The following is a 15,741-nucleotide window of genomic DNA, read 5'->3' as shown; positions in this document are numbered from 1 at the left end:
TTCTCACTCTGTTTTACTTGATTTCCACTCTGAACGGTCCAGATACCGAGTTGTAGAGTAAGTCACCATTGTCAAAGAACTGTATGATGGCATATGCTCCATTGGCCCGATTGTCTTTGCCTAGGATTGTGCGGTGGCGTGTGGTGCCGGTGCGCCAGTCGAGTCCGGTTACTTCCCATCCTGTGGCATCGTTCCATCCACTTACGAATACCATTTCAGACGATGTGCTTACAGCAGGAATCATGCTTGGTGAACTGACGTCAGCACGTGTCCACTTAGCCTCCCACTTGTTCTCCTTTGTGTTCCAGCTCACGCATTCAACACCTCTAGGAGTCTCTATGGTAGGACCGATTGCCAGCACGCCTATAATCTTGTCGTTTATCTTTTCCGTTGTCTGGCTGATATTGTTCACCACAAAAGCGTCGTATCCTGCGGTTACTACGGATTGCTCCGACTGTACCCATTCGGTAGAGGCTGGTAATCCGCACGTTATGTCGAACGTTCCTGCCAAACGTTTGTTGCCGGAATCTACAGGCTTGGCATCGGCAGGTATGGCGTCACGCCAGAAAGCTACGAGTTTCATTCTCTTTGCTCCGTCTGTTAGCACTACGAGTTTGTCCTCGTCGTTGCCAAATCCCATTAGTGTAGGGGTTGCTCCTGTACCATATCCGAGCTTGATACATGGTGCCATTGGACCTCCGTCATACTCGGCTTTCCATGCTCCATCGCTCTCGCTGTCAGAGAACTTTCCATTCTTGCATATCAGCTTTTGCATGAGTCCCTTGCCGTTGGCCTCCTTGGCGTTGCTTGCCACATATACCCCGCCGTTCTCATCCACTGCTATTGAGTTCGTCAATATTTGGATGCTTGCCAGTGGATAGGTATCTTCTACCGTGGTCAACTCACGGTTGAGTACAACAAGAGCATTCTGTGCCGCCACGAGCAAATGTCCATCGTATGTCATGGTAGCTCCCACCAGCGTGTAAGAGTTGTTGATATACGGTGTGAGCTTAATCTGACTGTCTAGTTCTATGCCATCCTTCGGATTATTTGGGTTCTTCAGCTTGTATCTTGCCATGATATGTCCAGCATTGGTATATACATAGTTGTCCTTGTCGCACAACACATAGTTTCCATTGGCTATAGACATCTGTGGGGCAGCACCTAGCACTCCGGTTACGGCTGTTGCAAGTTCTGAGTAAGACGAGTAGCTGGATGTCAAGATATTGAGCTGTTCTTGATTCTTCATTGTTATTCCAGGCAAACCAGCTTCTGCGAGTCTTTCAAAATTGCCGTTGGATACGTCTATGATAGACACTCTGTCGCTGCTCATTCCCCACATATATTTTGGGGAAGTGGATGCGAGCGTCATGAGGTTCACAGGACCGCTGCTTGTTGTCTTGCATTTCGTCAGGTCGGCATAGAACGTGCCGTCCTTTACTTTTGCAGTGAAAGCATCGGTCTGAGCCGAATTGAAATGGGTGATGCTGTATTCCTCTTGTGCCAGCCAAGGGTTTGCCTTTGGCTTGGATAGTTCTGCCAGAGGAATGTTGGGATTTCCGTTTTCCCCATTGTTGTCATCGTCTGAACAAGCAGTAAACATCGCCGCTCCTATTGCGAGGATGAATAATGATAGATACGATTTTTTCATAATTATTTATTGTTTTAAAATGAATACTCGTTTTGTAACAACAATTCCGAACCTACCAAAAGAAGGAAGAACAACAGTATATAAATATAGAATTGTTCTTGCTTGACGAAATCAGCGAAACTGAATTTTTTTTTCCAATGATTCCCAAGATAGAGACGGTAGTCGCGTATCATCACAAGGATGAACACTATGATAATCACAGTCACGATCACTACAACAATCATGATGAGATTTTCATCTGAAATTGAAATGGTTGGTTCTGCTCTTGTCATTTTCATTATCTGTTATGTTATTGATTCGATTGCAAAAATAGCTTTTTTATTTTGAAAGTGATAGTAGCTTTCCTATGGTAGTTGTAGCTTTTCCAATCGAGTAGGAGGTAAACACTAATCATAGGTGTTTATCTCCTACTTTCGTGTTTACCGACCTCTCACACCACCGTACGTGCCGTTCGGCATACGGCGGTTCCTATTTTGGATACCATTCGAGATACGCCTCCATTAAAGTAGCATACCCTGCTGAGCGCAGATTATTGTTGTTTATCGCCCTCGTTAATACAGGACTGTCAGCTATGCGCCAAAAGCCTTTGCGGGTATTACCCCATTCGTATGCTTGGTATTTATTAATACCGCATCTAATGAGGTTTGCCACTTTTGTCTTGACTTTCTTCCAAGCCTTCCATATACACATGCGTATTCTACGTCTTAACCATTCGTCTGTTTCAAGTAAAAGACGTTTCATATTGGCAAGATGATAATAACCGACCCATCCTCTTATATATTCTTTCAGTTTCTGCTTTCTCTTGGCATATCCCCATCCATTGCTACGACTCGTCAGTTCTTTCAACCTTGACTTCATCTTAGCTTTGGACTTTGAATGCACCGTGAGTTGGCATTTGCCTTTCATCACATAAAAGGAGTAGCCGAGGTATTTCACTCCACGCACGTATGACACTACGGTCTTTTCCTTGTTGACTTTGAGATATAGAGTATTCTCTATAAATTGGGTTATGCTCTCCTTTACTCGCATTGCAGCCCTTTTGGACTTGCAGAATATCATCGAGTCATCAGCATAGCGCACAAAGGGGAGTCCTCTGCGTTCGAGTTCTTTATCCAATTCGTTGAGCATTATATTACTCAACAATGGACTTAGCGGTCCACCCTGAGGAGTTCCTTCCTCGCTCGCTTCAAACAAGCCTTTGTTCATTACACCACTTCGGAGATATTTGTGTATAAGACTGACCACTCTGCCGTCTTTTATCGTACGACTGAGAATTTCTATGAGTTTGCTATGGCTCACGGTATCGAAGAAGCGTTCAAGGTCAAGGTCAACTACATATATGTAGCCTTCGTTGATTATCCTTTGCGCTCCCCGTAGTGCGTCATGGCATCCGCGTCTCGGACGAAAACCGTAGCTCGTCTTGGAAAAGTGGTTCTCATAGATGGGAGTCAATACTTGGTTTATGGCTTGTTGCACCAGACGGTCTACTACTGTAGGTATTCCCAACAGGCGCATCTTGCCATTGTCTTTGGGTATTTCTACCCTTTTCACTGGGTTCGGACGGTAAGAGCCGTCCATCAAGGAACGAGTGAGTTCTTCCTTATTGGTCAAGAGCCATGGGAGCAACTGCTCGCACGACATCTTGTCGATACCACCACAACCCTTGTTTCTCATAACTGCTTTGTAGGCTCGATTGAGATTTGTAGGACTAAGGATTTGCTCTAAGAGGTGTTCCTTGTCGAATGGTACTTCCACGATGTTGTCTTCACACATCCACATGAAGGTCTGCACTCCCCCATACCATTCGGTTTCCGACCTATCTCTTTGGGGGCAGCCATTAACTTGGGATAATGTTTTCTGCATTCTTTCCTTCATAAGGTATGTTTCAGTTACTATCGTTTAATTTTAGGTTCAGCCCTTCATGCAACGTTATCGAGTATTGCACTACTATGGCGTCTGCTGACTTCTCACGGCAAGCTTTACTCCGCTTCTTTCGTAAAAAAAAAAAACTATTTGAAGCGTCCGTGAGACCTCCTCGGATAAGCGCATTATCTTTTCATCTTATACCTACTCCATTTACACCAACCATTCCGAATAGCTATGGGACTTTGATTTGTTCGGCAATCTTATCCATGGTTAAATGCCTTATATGAAGTTCCTGTTCGTTAGGTCAGATGTTTGCCGCCAGCTTCCTTCAGATTTCACCTTGCGATGAACACCCTTGCTCTTGGCTATGTAATTCCCGCTATTAGGGCTTACTCGGGACTTGCACCCGTTAGATAATGCTCATGCCGAGCGTACCAAAAAAAGTAGTAGCTTTCCTAGGAAAACTACTACTTTTTAAATAGTATTTAATGTAAAATTACAAAAATTCATATTTAGATGGAGGCAAACTGTTGGCGCCATTGGCTAGGTGACATGCCCGTTTTCTGTTTGAATATACGATAAATCCATGTGTGGGATGAGAAACCGCACTCTGTGGAAATAGCGTCAATGCTATATTCGGGGTTGGCTTTCATCATGCGAACTGCCTCATTAAAGCGAATGTCGCTAAGCCAGGTTCTAAAATTGGTGTATTCTGACTGATTGAAGTATTCTGTCAATTCGATTTTCTTGTATCCCAACTTGGTAGCTAACGAATAGATGCTAACTTCATAGTCCTTATAACATCCCTCTTCACACCATTTCTTGAGGGCTAATTCTATTTCCATCTTTCTATTAGCTGTCAAGATATTTGTGCTATGAGTGTTCTTATCGTCATTTATGTCTTCTGCTTCCGTGACTTTTGCCTCTGCATCATTTTCATCAGAAATGACTCCTTTGGGTGTGATGTAATAGCCCATAGCAATGAAAGTGTGGACGAAAAAGATGACAGAGAGTAACATCAAGGGACCTATTATATATAATAAGGTATTGAAGAGGATTGCTACAGGCAGGAGTCCAGCAGTGAGGTATAGCAAAATGATGCTGGCTTGCGAATAGCGCACGTATGGAATCAAGTCACTTCCGAAATTTTCCATGAGCTTCTGCCTTTGGGTATTTGTTTCTTTGCGAATGACAAAAATAAAATATGCCATGCTAGCCACAAAAAGACCGAGCATCACATAGAACATATTGCCAATGTGCAAACTACGATTTTGGAATATGCCAATGACGAAAACTAGGGCGATGAGTATATATGCCATCATACTACGCAAACAATGACGGCGCACTTTGCTGCCTGTACTCTCTATGTTGATGATGGAGAGAGTGATGGCAAATGCCACTGGGGTATAGAACAGTATGTTGAATGCTGCGCCCACATCGGTACCTTGTGCACGGAGTCCATGAACCATCTGCAAGAGGTAGTGGACGGAGAAGAATAGCATGGATGCAACAAGAAGCCATCTTGATATTTCGTAGCGCCACACCTTCCATCTCACCTGCAAACTTGCCATGGCTAATTGCAATGCCAGCATGGCTGTAATGACGCAACATACAAGTTGCAATATGAATAACGATGTCATAATATTGTTATAACCTTAATTCCACAACACTATTATAAATCAAACCTTTTAAGCCCCAGAACAACAAAAAGTTGCTCAGGATTTTGCCATGTGAGAATTTTCACTTATCTTAGTGTTGCGAAAAGAAAACAAGCAAAACTCTGACATAACATGGCAAAGATACAAATTAAATCTGAGAAACTCACTCCTTTTGGAGGATTTTTTCGGGTCATGGAGCAATTTGACTCCACATTGTCTTCTGTAATCGACTCAACCCTCGGTCTAAGGTGTAGATTGTTCGGTTGTTTTTTTATTTTTTTAATCCTATTTTTCCTATGCATTCAGCTAAAATTCATACCTTTGCATTATCTTTTCAAAAAACAACAAAATGTAATCAATATGAAACAGAAAGATGTTATAACGGGATGGCTTGTCGCATTCATTATCAGCTGTATGATGCTGGCGGGATGCACCGAAAAATCCAGGAAGCTAGAGAAGAAAAACGTGAAAGTTGAGACTATCTCCGTGGGGAATACAAATCTGGGGGGAACGAAAGACTATGTGGGAACCATCGAGGAAAAGATGGGATCTACACTCAGCTTCGAGATAGCCGGGAACATCACTTCCATACGGGTGGAAGAAGGAGATAGAGTGAGCAAGGGACAGCTGCTCGCCACCATCAACCCTACCACCGTGAAGGAGGCTCACCGGGCAACACTCACCACCCTGAAACAGGCGCAGGATGCCTACAGAAGATTCCTGCCCCTGCACCAGTCGGGAACCATCTCGGATATGAAATGGGTGGAGATAGAAAGCAAACTGGAACAGGCAAAGGCGGCTGAAAGCATCGCCCGCCAGCAACTCTCCCACTCTACCCTCACAGCTCCTTTTGCAGGTGTCATCGCTGCCAAGAACGTGGACTTGGGAACCTACGTGCTCCCCGGACAGCCTGTGCTGAAACTCGCCAATGTGGCACAAGTCAACGCCAAGGTATCCGTACCCGAAGCTGAAATATCTCATCTGCACGTGGGCGACAAGGTGAAACTGACGGTAGCCGCTCTTTCGGGTGCCATTTTCCGGGGAACGATTTCAGAAAAAGGCATCGATGCCAACCCCATCTCGCATACCTACGATGTCAAGGTGGGCATCACCAATCCGCAGGGCCGTCTGCTCCCAGGCATGGTATGCAACGCCCAGGTGCAGGGTAGCGCTGCTACCCCATCCCACATCACCGTTCCGCCACAAAGCATTGAACTGGATGTAGATAACTCCCGATTCGTATGGACCGTGGTAAACGGAAAGGCACATCAGCAACCCGTAACTACCGGCGATTTCGAAGGCGACGGCATCGTCATCCTTTCGGGACTGAAGGCTGGCGACCAGGTTATCATCAATGGCCAGCAGAAAGTTTCGGAAGGAATGAATGTAGATACAGCAAAAAGCGATAACCGATAAAAAAAGTGGAGGGAAAAGATATGAATCAAGAGACAAACAAGCCGGAGAGAGACACCGCCCTTCGCGACCACATCAAGGCACGCATCACCAGGAAGCCCAACCGCATCATCAAGCGCTCGTTCATCGAGTCGGCGATGTGCAACCACAACATCGTGATACTTCTGATGGGCATGCTCGTATTTCTAGGCATACTCGGCATCTGCATCATGCCCAAGCAGGAGATGCCGCAATTCACCATCAGGCAGGGTGCCTGCGTAGCCGTATATCCGGGCGCTACATCCGGAGAGGTGGAAGAACGGGTGGCTAAACCGCTGGAGAACTTCATCTTCGGATACAAGGAGGTGAACAAGAAAAAGACCTATACCCAGAGTAAGGACGGCATGCTGATCGTGTTCCTGGAACTCAACGACGACGTGGAGGACCGGGATGCCTTCTGGAGCAAGTTCAAGCATGGCCTGCAGGCCTTCAAGAGCTCCCTTCCTACGGGTGTCCTTGCCCTGCAGGCTGTGGATGACATCGCCGATACCTCTGCCCTGCTCATCACGATGGAAAGCAAGCAGAAAACCTATAGGGAACTGAATACATACATAGACCAGCTGAAGGACAGACTGCGCCGCATTGATGCCATCTCGAACCTGCGAACCTACGGACTGGAAAACGAACAGATAAGTATCTGCCTGGACCAGAACAAACTGGCCAAATACGGCATCGGCCCCTATAAGATTCTGAACGACCTTGCCCTGCAGGGCTTCACCACCGTGAGCGGAAACCTGGAGATGGGCAACCTCAACCTGCCCATCCACATCACCGACTCCTACAACAACGAGCGGGATGTGGCAGAACAAATCGTATATTCCGACCCCAAGGGCAACATCGTGCGCCTGAAGGACATCGCACAGATTAAAAGAGAATATCCGAAACTGAATAAATACATCAAGAGCAACGGCAACAAATGCGTGCTCCTATCCATTGAAATGCGACCGGGAAACGACATCGTGAAGATGGGAAGAGACGTACACAAGATGATGGATGATTTTGAACAGTCCCTGCCAGACGATGTACACATCAATACCATTACCGACCAGAGCAAGGTGGTAAGCGAATCGGTGCTAAACTTCCTGCGCGAGCTGCTCATATCGGTCATCTCCGTCATCATCGTGGTCATCCTGCTCATGCCGCGCCGCGTGGCAGAGGTATCAGCCCTCAGCATCCCTATCACCATCTTCTCGTCGTTGGGCATATTCTATCTTTTCGGCATGGAGCTGAACACCGTTACACTGGCTGCCCTCATAGTAACACTGGGTATGGTGGTGGATGATTCCGTGGTTATCATCGACAACTACATGGAGAAGCTGGGCCATGGCATGTCACGCTGGCATGCAGCCATCGCCGCTCCTAGAGAGTTCTTCATGTCGGTGCTTTCTGCCACGCTCAGCATCTCGCTCACCTTCTTCCCATTCCTCTTTACCATGCATGGCGACATGGGCGATTTCGTAAAATCATTCCCCTGGGCCATGTTCATCATCCTGAGCATCTCGCTCATGGTTTCGCTGCTGCTCACACCTTATTTACAGTATATGGTGATTCACCAGGGCATCAGCAGCCAGCACAAGCCCAACGCACGCAAAAAGCCACTCGACTATCTGCAGATGGGGTACACCTGGTTGCTGAAACGCTGTTTTGCCTTTCCACGCACCACCCTCGCCGTGGGCATCATGCTGGTGAGCACCGGAGCCATCATCTTCGTACATCTTCCGCAGAGAATGATGCCTATCGCCGAGAGAAACCAGTTTGCCGTAGAGTTCTATCTGCCTAGCGGAACCACCGCTGCAAGAACCGCACAGGTGGCAGATTCTATGGCCCACATTCTGCAGCGCGACCCGCAGGTAACAGCCGTAACCACGTTTGTTGGTCAGGGTTCACCCCGTTTCCACACCACCTATGCGCCACAGATTGGCGGTGAGAACTTTGCACAGTTTATCGTGAATACGGTAGATAACGATGCCACAGAAGAGGTACTCGACCGATATGTCGACCGATACTCCAACTATTTTCCCGACTGCTACATCCGCTTCAAGCAGATGGATTACAACAACGCCACCTACCCTATCGAAGTAAGAGTGAGCGGCGACAGCATGGGCGACCTGAAGGCTGCCGCCAGGAAGATAGAAGCCTGCATGCACAAGATAGAAGGCATCAACCTGATTCGTACCAACTACGAAGAGCCCCTGCCTGGCATCAGGGTAACTCCAGATGCCACCGAGGCCAACCGGCTGGGTGTGAACAAGACCATACTCTCTGCCGACCTTGCCATTCATTTTGGCGATGGCATCCCGATGGCCACCCTTTGGGAAGGCGACTATCCGGTGAAGATGGTTCTGAAATCGGAAAACGACAGCGACCTTGCCAATGAATACATCCCCGTGATGGGAGGAACATCGAGCGTTCCACTCCGCCAGCTGGCTAAGATTTCGCCCGACTGGCACGACGGCAGCATCATACGCAGAAACGGCGTGCGTACCATCTCTATCATAGGTGAACCTTTAAGGGGATTCAATGCCAACCAATTGGCCAACGAACTGAAGCAGGAAGTATCCAAACTCCCGCTAGATTCCAGTCTTGATTGGGAGATTGGCGGTATGGCAGAAAAGGATGCCGAAACCCTTCCTCAGGTTACATCGGGCGTGATGATAGCAGCCTTGATCATCTTCTTCATCCTGCTCTTCCATTTCAAGCGCATCAGTCTGGCACTGGTGAATCTCTCGTCCATGTCGCTCTGCATCTTCGGTGCAGCGATAGGCCTTCTGGTTACGGGGTTCGACGTGAGTCTTACCTGCATATTGGGCATTGTGAGCCTGATGGGTATCCTGGTGAGAAACGGCATCATCATGCTCGACTATGCCGAGGAACTGCGCCGCGACAAGGGGTTATCGGTAAAGGAAGCCGCCTTCCAGGCTGGCGAGCGCCGCATGCGCCCTATCTTCCTTACATCGGCAGCCGCCTCGGTAGGCGTACTGCCTATGATGGTAGAGAACAATACGCTGTGGTCGCCAATGGGAGCCGTTATCTTCTTCGGTACGCTTATCTCGATGGTACTCATCGCCACCATCCTGCCTGTGCTCTATTGGCTCGTGTTCGACAAGCACGGCAAGTATAGTTTGAGGAAGCAGTAAACGCAGAAGCCTGCCGGCATCACTGCCGGCAGGCTTCACTTTTCATAAACCGAACCTAAAATCCTACTTATCTTTTGAGATAATAAAACTGCAATTTAAACCTAAATATAAACTTTTACCTTGATGAAAACTCTTTCTACTTCTTTATCTATCTATATATGTACTGCAAAATGTATTGCATTTGTGTATGCCTAGAATTGAGTTATATCAGAGAACTGCTTACTCAGAAACAGTTGCCTGTGCTGCAGGCTGCTCTGCCTGAGTAGTATCTACAGACTCTGCTGGAGTCTCAGATGTAGCCTCTGTTGATTCAGATGTTGCTTCAGATGTTGTCTCTGCAGGAGTAGCCTGCTCTGTAGAATCCTCTACACCAGCCTGTGGCAAAACAGGAGTGCTGACCTCTGCTGAATCCTTAGGAGTTTCAGGTGCTACTGTATCAACTGGAACTACTTCAGAATTATCTATCATCATTTTGCCTGATGCAAATACGTTGCTTACTGAAACCATTACCATAGCTGCGATAGCTGCAAAAACGAACTTCTTCATAATCTTATCTATTTTAAATTGTTACTAATTTATTGTTATTTACTCTGTTTTGTGGATTCATTATCGAACCCGCTATTCATAGTTGCAACCAGCGTGCCCAAAAAACAGATAAAACCATGATACCGTTGATTTACAAATAGTTATCAATTTTGTGCCATAAATTAGGGTTGTGGAAATTGGGGAAATAGTGTGGAACTATTCCTCAAAAAGTTGGGGAATGGACAAGATAATGATAAGGAAAATGATGTAGGAACTGATAAATATGTTTGCCACCTACAGGTCTTGCACGATGCTTCAATTTGTGACGGCAATTCTCATACAAAGAACCTCCCTCTTTTTTGTCTTTTCTAATGATGCTCTTCTCGGCTTGGAAAGTCATGTCCCACGGCAGACGTACCGATGCCATACAGCGCACATCCCACATCAAACGGTTCTGTTTGTCACCATGTACGTCATAGAAGCTGTCGTGCAACGGATAGTCTGCACTCCAAGCCTTGAGATGACTATTGTAAAGGTTCAATGTGGTGGTGAGTGTCAGCCGTCTGAACAGCAGGTTGCGGGATATAATCTCCACCCCGGAGTTTAATTGCCGATCCATTGCCCCGGCACATTGCTAAGGTGAATGGTTGTCGTACGTCCCCATTTGTGTCCGAGCGTTCCGATTGCACTCAGGTAAACATCATTCCTGTCATCAGGTCTGAAATTCGTGCCCAGACGAAGGAACATGCTGTTTTCATGCTTCTTGCTATCGCCGTCAGAGTTGAGATATGTTCCATTGTCATAACTGCGGCGTGATGCCGAGCCTCCGGGTACATGTTGGGGTTTAAGTCCGATTCCGGCAGTTCCCTCCGTGCTATGCTTGGAAGACAGATTCGTCATGACCTCAATGCTCTCAATGGCTTGAGCAGGAAGCTGACGAAGTATCTGGGCACGGTTGTCATCGTTCATCCCCATCTTTTTGCCATTTATCCACACAAGGACATCGGCATTGCCACGCAATGATATTTCTCCCTCGCTGTTTACATCAACCGACGGGACTGCGGCAAGAAGTTCATCAATAGTCTTACCATCCTCAAATTCTTCTTCAAATTCTATTCGATACTGATCATTCACTCTTACCGAGGACAATCCTTCTTTGTTTCCTTCTAACCGTTCATAATTGAGAGAATTATTTTCCATAGGCCTTGAACGTTATCTTCCGATATCATAAGGTCTATCACTCTAATCCTAAGAGATCAAGTTCTTCATAGAACACGGGTCTTGGAGATGTACCCAATACACCTTCTACTTTGCCCTCAAAACACCAGTTATCTTTCTGATAATTAATAACTTAACACCAATAACACTTCTTAAAAAAATGCAGCAAAAAGTATCATCAATGTATCATGGAAGTATCATCATATTATGGTCGTACAACTAAAAGATGTATAGTTGTACGACTATAAAGCTACAATTGTACAACTATAGGGTGTATAGTCGTACGACTATACAGGTTATAACCGTACAACTAAAGGGGTTATAGTTGTACGATAACAAGGGGTTGCCACTAAGCTCGACAGAGGTGCTGACTGCAGTCAGCAGACCTGCTGACTAGGCTCGGCAGAGGTGCTGAGCCTAGTAGCAACAGTTGGGAAGATACTTGATTGCACCCGAGAAGATACTTACTTCAAACCAAAAGGATACTTACTTCAACCCCAAAAGATACTTACTTGAACCCCAAAAGCCGTTTACTTCAACTTCCTATCATCATTCCTTCTTTCTCAAACGATAGATCGTAACAGGACCTTCTTTGGTAGCATACATTCTGGCTGCCGGTTCCTCACAGAGATCATTCAATACCTTATTGGCATGATAGCGGGTGACACCGAATTCACGAATCATATCCTTCACCGTAATATAACCCTGCTGCTGACAAATCTCTACAATATCAGCAAACTCCTTATCTGCCTCCTTTGGAGTAGATTTCACACTCCAATACTGTCGGCTGCAACCATTAGAGTGGCGCTTCAGCCTTTCCAGAAACTCCTTCGTGGGCTGAATTTCCAAGCCGCAGATATCCACCTCGTTGGCTGGAATCAGGTCACCCTCATGATAGGTTCTTTTCCATTCGATTCCATTCTTGTCCTTATGCTTCACCATCCCCAGCTTAGGCTTGACGATAAACATATCGCCTACCCTCACCTCGTTGCCCTCAGCCAAGGCGTAAAGCGTTTCATCCTCCAACGTTTCCAATGCGGAGATAAAGGACGAAACGTTCATCGCATAATGATCGCGAACACGCGTCTCCATCTTCTCCCGGTCAACGATATCCCGTTTTACGAACATCGGATGTATCTGATACTTACCGCTTTCGTCCTTCAAGGGCGTGCGATGCTCCAAATAATTGATTGAACCTGTTGCTCTAGCCATATTCTTAGTTTTTTTTGATATTTCTTTATATCCCCCATCTACTTCTCCGCAAACAAATTGGAGATAGCATAAAGAGGAATGATGTTTATCTTCTTGCCATCGGGACTTTCGAATGTACCAAAGTTTTCGAGAGAACAGCGGATGCCCATTTCTATATGCTTCTGCGGATTGCGCATCAGCGAATACATGCTGCTCATAGAACCCTTCACACCCGATTTTACTTCTATCGGAACAATGCTGCCACTGCGAGCTATCACATAATCCACCTCGGCACAAGTACCTTTGTTCATGTTTTGCCAATAGTACAACTGATGCCGCTTCTGCGGAGAAGAATATTTAACCAGTTCCAAACCCGCCATCATCTCTGCTACATGCCCCTTGTCAACAAGATCGATGGAATCTGCCACCATCATCTCCTTGATGCTGTCGTCGATGTCGTCATCTATTCCCAGGATTCCAAGCAGCACGCCTGTATCATGGATAAGATATTTCACAACCCGCTCGTTGATTTCAGCCCCAAGCGGCACCCCATTGGCATCCGTATGATAGGTCGGGATGATTAGTCCGGCATCCTTCAGCATCTCCAAAGCCACCTTTACTTCTGCCGAACGATATTGTCCTTCTACCCTACTGTAAACAAACTTGGCTCCAGCCTGATGCGCTACGCTTATGAGAGTTTGGCGCAAAAGCAGAGGATTTGCCTTGGCTCCGTACTTGGCAAAATCGTCCTGATACCCCTGGATGATTTCATTTACAATATTACTGCTATAGCGATAAGACCCTGTCTCCGTGTAGGTTGCCACGGCTTCTGGCATTCCGCCAACCAGCATATAACTTCGAAAATTCTCCACCAATCTGTTATAGAATGCCTCGGGCAGCGGATTCATAGGACTACTATTTCGCTTGGTTCTAAGAAGCCCCTCTTGCCCCGTTGCCGTCAGGAATTCATCAAAAGACATCGGATAGACAAACAGTGAACTTACTCTGCCCACTCCAAATGATGACAAATCCTTCAGCGCAAACTCCAGGAGCGAACCTGCTGCAATGACATGAAGTTCAGGATAATCTTCCTTAAAGAACCAAAGGCTGTGAATGACGTCCTCGCTCTTTTGTATCTCATCGAGAAAAAGAAGAGTTTCGCCCGGAACAACCGGCACATTAAAGAAGTCGGATAGCTTAGCAGCTATGCTCTTCACATCACGACAGCCCTTAAAGAATTCCATCACCTCAGGATTTCTTTCCACATTAACTTCCAAAAAATATTTGAAGCTCTTGCCCAAATGCCGAATGGTGCTCGACTTGCCCACCTGTCGGGCGCCCCTCACCAAAAGAGGTTTTCTTCGAGGATTATCCTTCCATTCCAGCAAAGCCTGGTCGATGCTTCTTGATAAGTATTTATCCATATCTTTGCGTCTTTATGATTATACAGCTGCAAAAATACTGATTATTAACGAGATAAGCAATTATTTTATGTTAAAAAAGCTAACTCGCTCTAAATTGGACTTTGATTGAAAATCAAGAATTTGGGCGTTTACCTATATTATACAGGTAACAATATGGAAACGAGCGGACTTCTGCCCGTTTCTGTATTTTGCAATATACAAAGAACGCCTTAATTCGGGGACAAAGATACGATAATTTTCTAAATATCCAATGAATTACGATGAGAATTTTATGGCAATTAGAACTTTTTGTGTTAAATCCTATGCATGAAATGCAGTTTTCTAAGAAAATATTTGGAGATTCCGACAAAAAAGCGTATTTTTGCAGCAACAAATCCCACCACGCCTCTCAACGATGCGTACCACGGTGGGACTTCGCTTTTTATATGGGTATATGTAACTTGAGTATTAAGTAATATTTTAAGATATTTACTGTATAAATAAGTTCCAACTTAAAACGTTTTAATTATGAAAGCAAAAGTGTATTTAAAAATGTTAGCTTGCTTAGTAGGATTATTGACATTCTATTCTTGCAACAATGATTTAGAGCAAGACAAGAACGCTTCTGTTGAAGCGCAACAAGTTCAAAACGGACAGGAGGTCTCTCTTCAAGAGAATGCTTATGCAGATTATCTTGAACTTATGAAATCATTAAATAGTTCGCCAACAAGAAGTATGTCCACAGCTGAAATCCCTGCTTATTATGGTGGATGCTATATAAATGATGATGGAAATCTTGTAGTCTTAGTAAAAAAGGGAGAAGGTGTATCTGTTCTAAAAACTAGAGCAGCATTATCTCGTTCAACTATTTATGAAAGTTGCCAATACTCTTATAAAGAGTTGCAGCAAGTGGTTGAGGATATTCGGCAAAAAGCACTTGAAGGCAATAACTTTCTATATCAAAATGTGACAATATATGGCATATCTGAAAAAGAAAATATAGTAGAAGTGGGGTTGCTTCATAAAAATTCATCTACAATCCAAGAATTCAAGAAAAAAATCTGCGATAGCAATAAAATCAAATTTGTAAATTGCGGAAAAATCATTCTTAATGACGGAATTGATTGTGCTGGTGAAATCAAGACAATTCGTGATGGCAAAACACACAATGCATCTATAGGGTATAGAGCTAAAGATAAAAATGGCAATATAGGCATTGTCACAGCAGGTCACTTTATAAAAGTTAATGATATTTTAAAAGATTCAGCCAACGTAGAAATTGGCAAGTGTTTATATTCAAAGGAAGAGTATTATGTTGACGCTGCATTTTGTTCAATAACATCAAAAAAACATGCTCCAACTAATAAAATCAAATTCATGAAAGATTTGCAAAAAGATACACTTTCTATAGCTTTGGCTCAACCGCCAAAAGGCTCTTGGATAAATATGGTTGGAATGGTCTCTAAAAGAAGTTCAGGAACTATATTTAATGCAAGCTATGACGTTCCTAACTCAGCACAAAAAACTATTTACAAGGATGTTATATTGGCAAAATATACTTCAAATAGTGGTGATAGCGGTGGTATTGTTTATGCCTTGACAAAAGCGACAAATACGAGATATACTGTTGGGATTAATTT

Annotated in this window: 11 protein-coding genes and 1 pseudogene; 4 read left to right on the top strand and 8 right to left on the bottom strand. The window is 45.0% G+C overall.

Annotation, left to right across the window (positions count from 1 at the left end; translation table 11 throughout):
* Positions 1 to 13: 13 nt before the first annotated feature.
* The 3 genes from F7D73_RS03440 to F7D73_RS03430 all read right to left on the bottom strand — a co-directional run bounded on the left by F7D73_RS03440 (position 14) and on the right by F7D73_RS03430 (position 5,157).
* Positions 14 to 1,651 carry a hypothetical protein gene (locus tag F7D73_RS03440; RefSeq protein WP_153122298.1) on the bottom strand — a complete coding sequence of 546 codons (1,638 nt, stop codon included), beginning with the start codon at positions 1,649 to 1,651 and terminating at the stop codon, positions 14 to 16.
* Between the two features lie 468 nt (positions 1,652 to 2,119).
* Positions 2,120 to 3,526, bottom strand: coding sequence for a group II intron reverse transcriptase/maturase (ltrA, locus tag F7D73_RS03435; RefSeq protein ID WP_153122297.1), 1,407 nt, complete (start codon positions 3,524 to 3,526; stop codon positions 2,120 to 2,122).
* Positions 3,527 to 4,029: 503 nt separating this feature from the next.
* Positions 4,030 to 5,157, bottom strand: coding sequence for an AraC family transcriptional regulator (locus F7D73_RS03430; RefSeq protein ID WP_153122296.1), 1,128 nt, complete (start codon positions 5,155 to 5,157; stop codon positions 4,030 to 4,032).
* 150 nt (positions 5,158 to 5,307) lie between these two features.
* Here F7D73_RS03430 and F7D73_RS16160 point away from each other — a divergent pair.
* The 3 genes and pseudogenes from F7D73_RS16160 to F7D73_RS03420 all read left to right on the top strand — a co-directional run.
* A pseudogene (locus F7D73_RS16160) lies at positions 5,308 to 5,439 on the top strand (IS1380 family transposase); the annotation flags it as partial.
* Positions 5,440 to 5,535: 96 nt separating this feature from the next.
* A complete protein-coding gene (locus F7D73_RS03425; RefSeq protein WP_218417509.1) occupies positions 5,536 to 6,591 on the top strand; it encodes an efflux RND transporter periplasmic adaptor subunit in 1,056 nt (351 codons plus the stop codon).
* Between the two features lie 20 nt (positions 6,592 to 6,611).
* Positions 6,612 to 9,764 (top strand): efflux RND transporter permease subunit, encoded by a 3,153-nt coding sequence (locus tag F7D73_RS03420; RefSeq protein ID WP_153122294.1) that lies wholly within the window; start codon positions 6,612 to 6,614, stop codon positions 9,762 to 9,764.
* A 219-nt stretch (positions 9,765 to 9,983) separates the two neighbouring features.
* On the opposite strand, the gene F7D73_RS03415 is transcribed toward F7D73_RS03420, so the two are convergent.
* The 5 genes from F7D73_RS03415 to F7D73_RS03395 form a co-directional block, all read right to left on the bottom strand.
* Positions 9,984 to 10,310: a hypothetical protein gene (locus F7D73_RS03415; protein WP_153122293.1), complete on the bottom strand. Its 327-nt coding sequence runs from the start codon at positions 10,308 to 10,310 to the stop codon at positions 9,984 to 9,986.
* Positions 10,311 to 10,512: 202 nt separating this feature from the next.
* On the bottom strand, positions 10,513 to 10,908 hold the full coding sequence (locus F7D73_RS16410; protein WP_153122292.1) for a hypothetical protein: 396 nt from the start codon (positions 10,906 to 10,908) through the stop codon (positions 10,513 to 10,515).
* On the bottom strand, positions 10,893 to 11,489 hold the full coding sequence (locus F7D73_RS03405; RefSeq protein WP_153122291.1) for a TonB-dependent receptor plug domain-containing protein: 597 nt from the start codon (positions 11,487 to 11,489) through the stop codon (positions 10,893 to 10,895). The genes F7D73_RS16410 and F7D73_RS03405 overlap by 16 nt, the downstream gene beginning before the upstream one ends.
* Before the next feature lie 567 nt (positions 11,490 to 12,056).
* On the bottom strand, positions 12,057 to 12,719 hold the full coding sequence (locus tag F7D73_RS03400) for a hypothetical protein (protein ID WP_153122290.1): 663 nt from the start codon (positions 12,717 to 12,719) through the stop codon (positions 12,057 to 12,059).
* Between the two features lie 38 nt (positions 12,720 to 12,757).
* Positions 12,758 to 14,122, bottom strand: a complete 1,365-nt coding sequence (locus F7D73_RS03395) for an ATP-binding protein (protein WP_153122289.1) — start codon at positions 14,120 to 14,122, stop codon at positions 12,758 to 12,760.
* 507 nt (positions 14,123 to 14,629) lie between these two features.
* On the opposite strand from F7D73_RS03395, the gene F7D73_RS03390 reads away from it, so the two are divergent.
* A partial coding sequence (locus F7D73_RS03390; protein ID WP_153122288.1) for a hypothetical protein occupies positions 14,630 to 15,741 on the top strand: 1,112 nt, incomplete at its 3' end.

The sequence above is a fragment of the Segatella copri genome (assembly GCF_009494395.1).
Classification (GTDB): Bacteria; Bacteroidota; Bacteroidia; order Bacteroidales; family Bacteroidaceae; genus Prevotella.
This window is presented reverse-complemented; position numbering and strand designations above follow the sequence as displayed.

Coding starts and splice junctions, on each gene's coding strand:
- F7D73_RS03440 (WP_153122298.1), bottom strand. CDS start 1,651: ATGAAAAAATCGTATCTATCATTATTCATCCTCGCAATAGGAGCGGCG.
- F7D73_RS03395 (WP_153122289.1), bottom strand. CDS start 14,122: ATGGATAAATACTTATCAAGAAGCATCGACCAGGCTTTGCTGGAATGG.
- ltrA (WP_153122297.1), bottom strand. CDS start 3,526: ATGAAGGAAAGAATGCAGAAAACATTATCCCAAGTTAATGGCTGCCCC.
- F7D73_RS03400 (WP_153122290.1), bottom strand. CDS start 12,719: ATGGCTAGAGCAACAGGTTCAATCAATTATTTGGAGCATCGCACGCCC.
- F7D73_RS16410 (WP_153122292.1), bottom strand. CDS start 10,908: ATGGATCGGCAATTAAACTCCGGGGTGGAGATTATATCCCGCAACCTG.
- F7D73_RS03405 (WP_153122291.1), bottom strand. CDS start 11,489: ATGGAAAATAATTCTCTCAATTATGAACGGTTAGAAGGAAACAAAGAA.
- F7D73_RS03430 (WP_153122296.1), bottom strand. CDS start 5,157: ATGACATCGTTATTCATATTGCAACTTGTATGTTGCGTCATTACAGCC.
- F7D73_RS03415 (WP_153122293.1), bottom strand. CDS start 10,310: ATGAAGAAGTTCGTTTTTGCAGCTATCGCAGCTATGGTAATGGTTTCA.
- F7D73_RS03420 (WP_153122294.1), top strand. CDS start 6,612: ATGAATCAAGAGACAAACAAGCCGGAGAGAGACACCGCCCTTCGCGAC.
- F7D73_RS03425 (WP_218417509.1), top strand. CDS start 5,536: ATGAAACAGAAAGATGTTATAACGGGATGGCTTGTCGCATTCATTATC.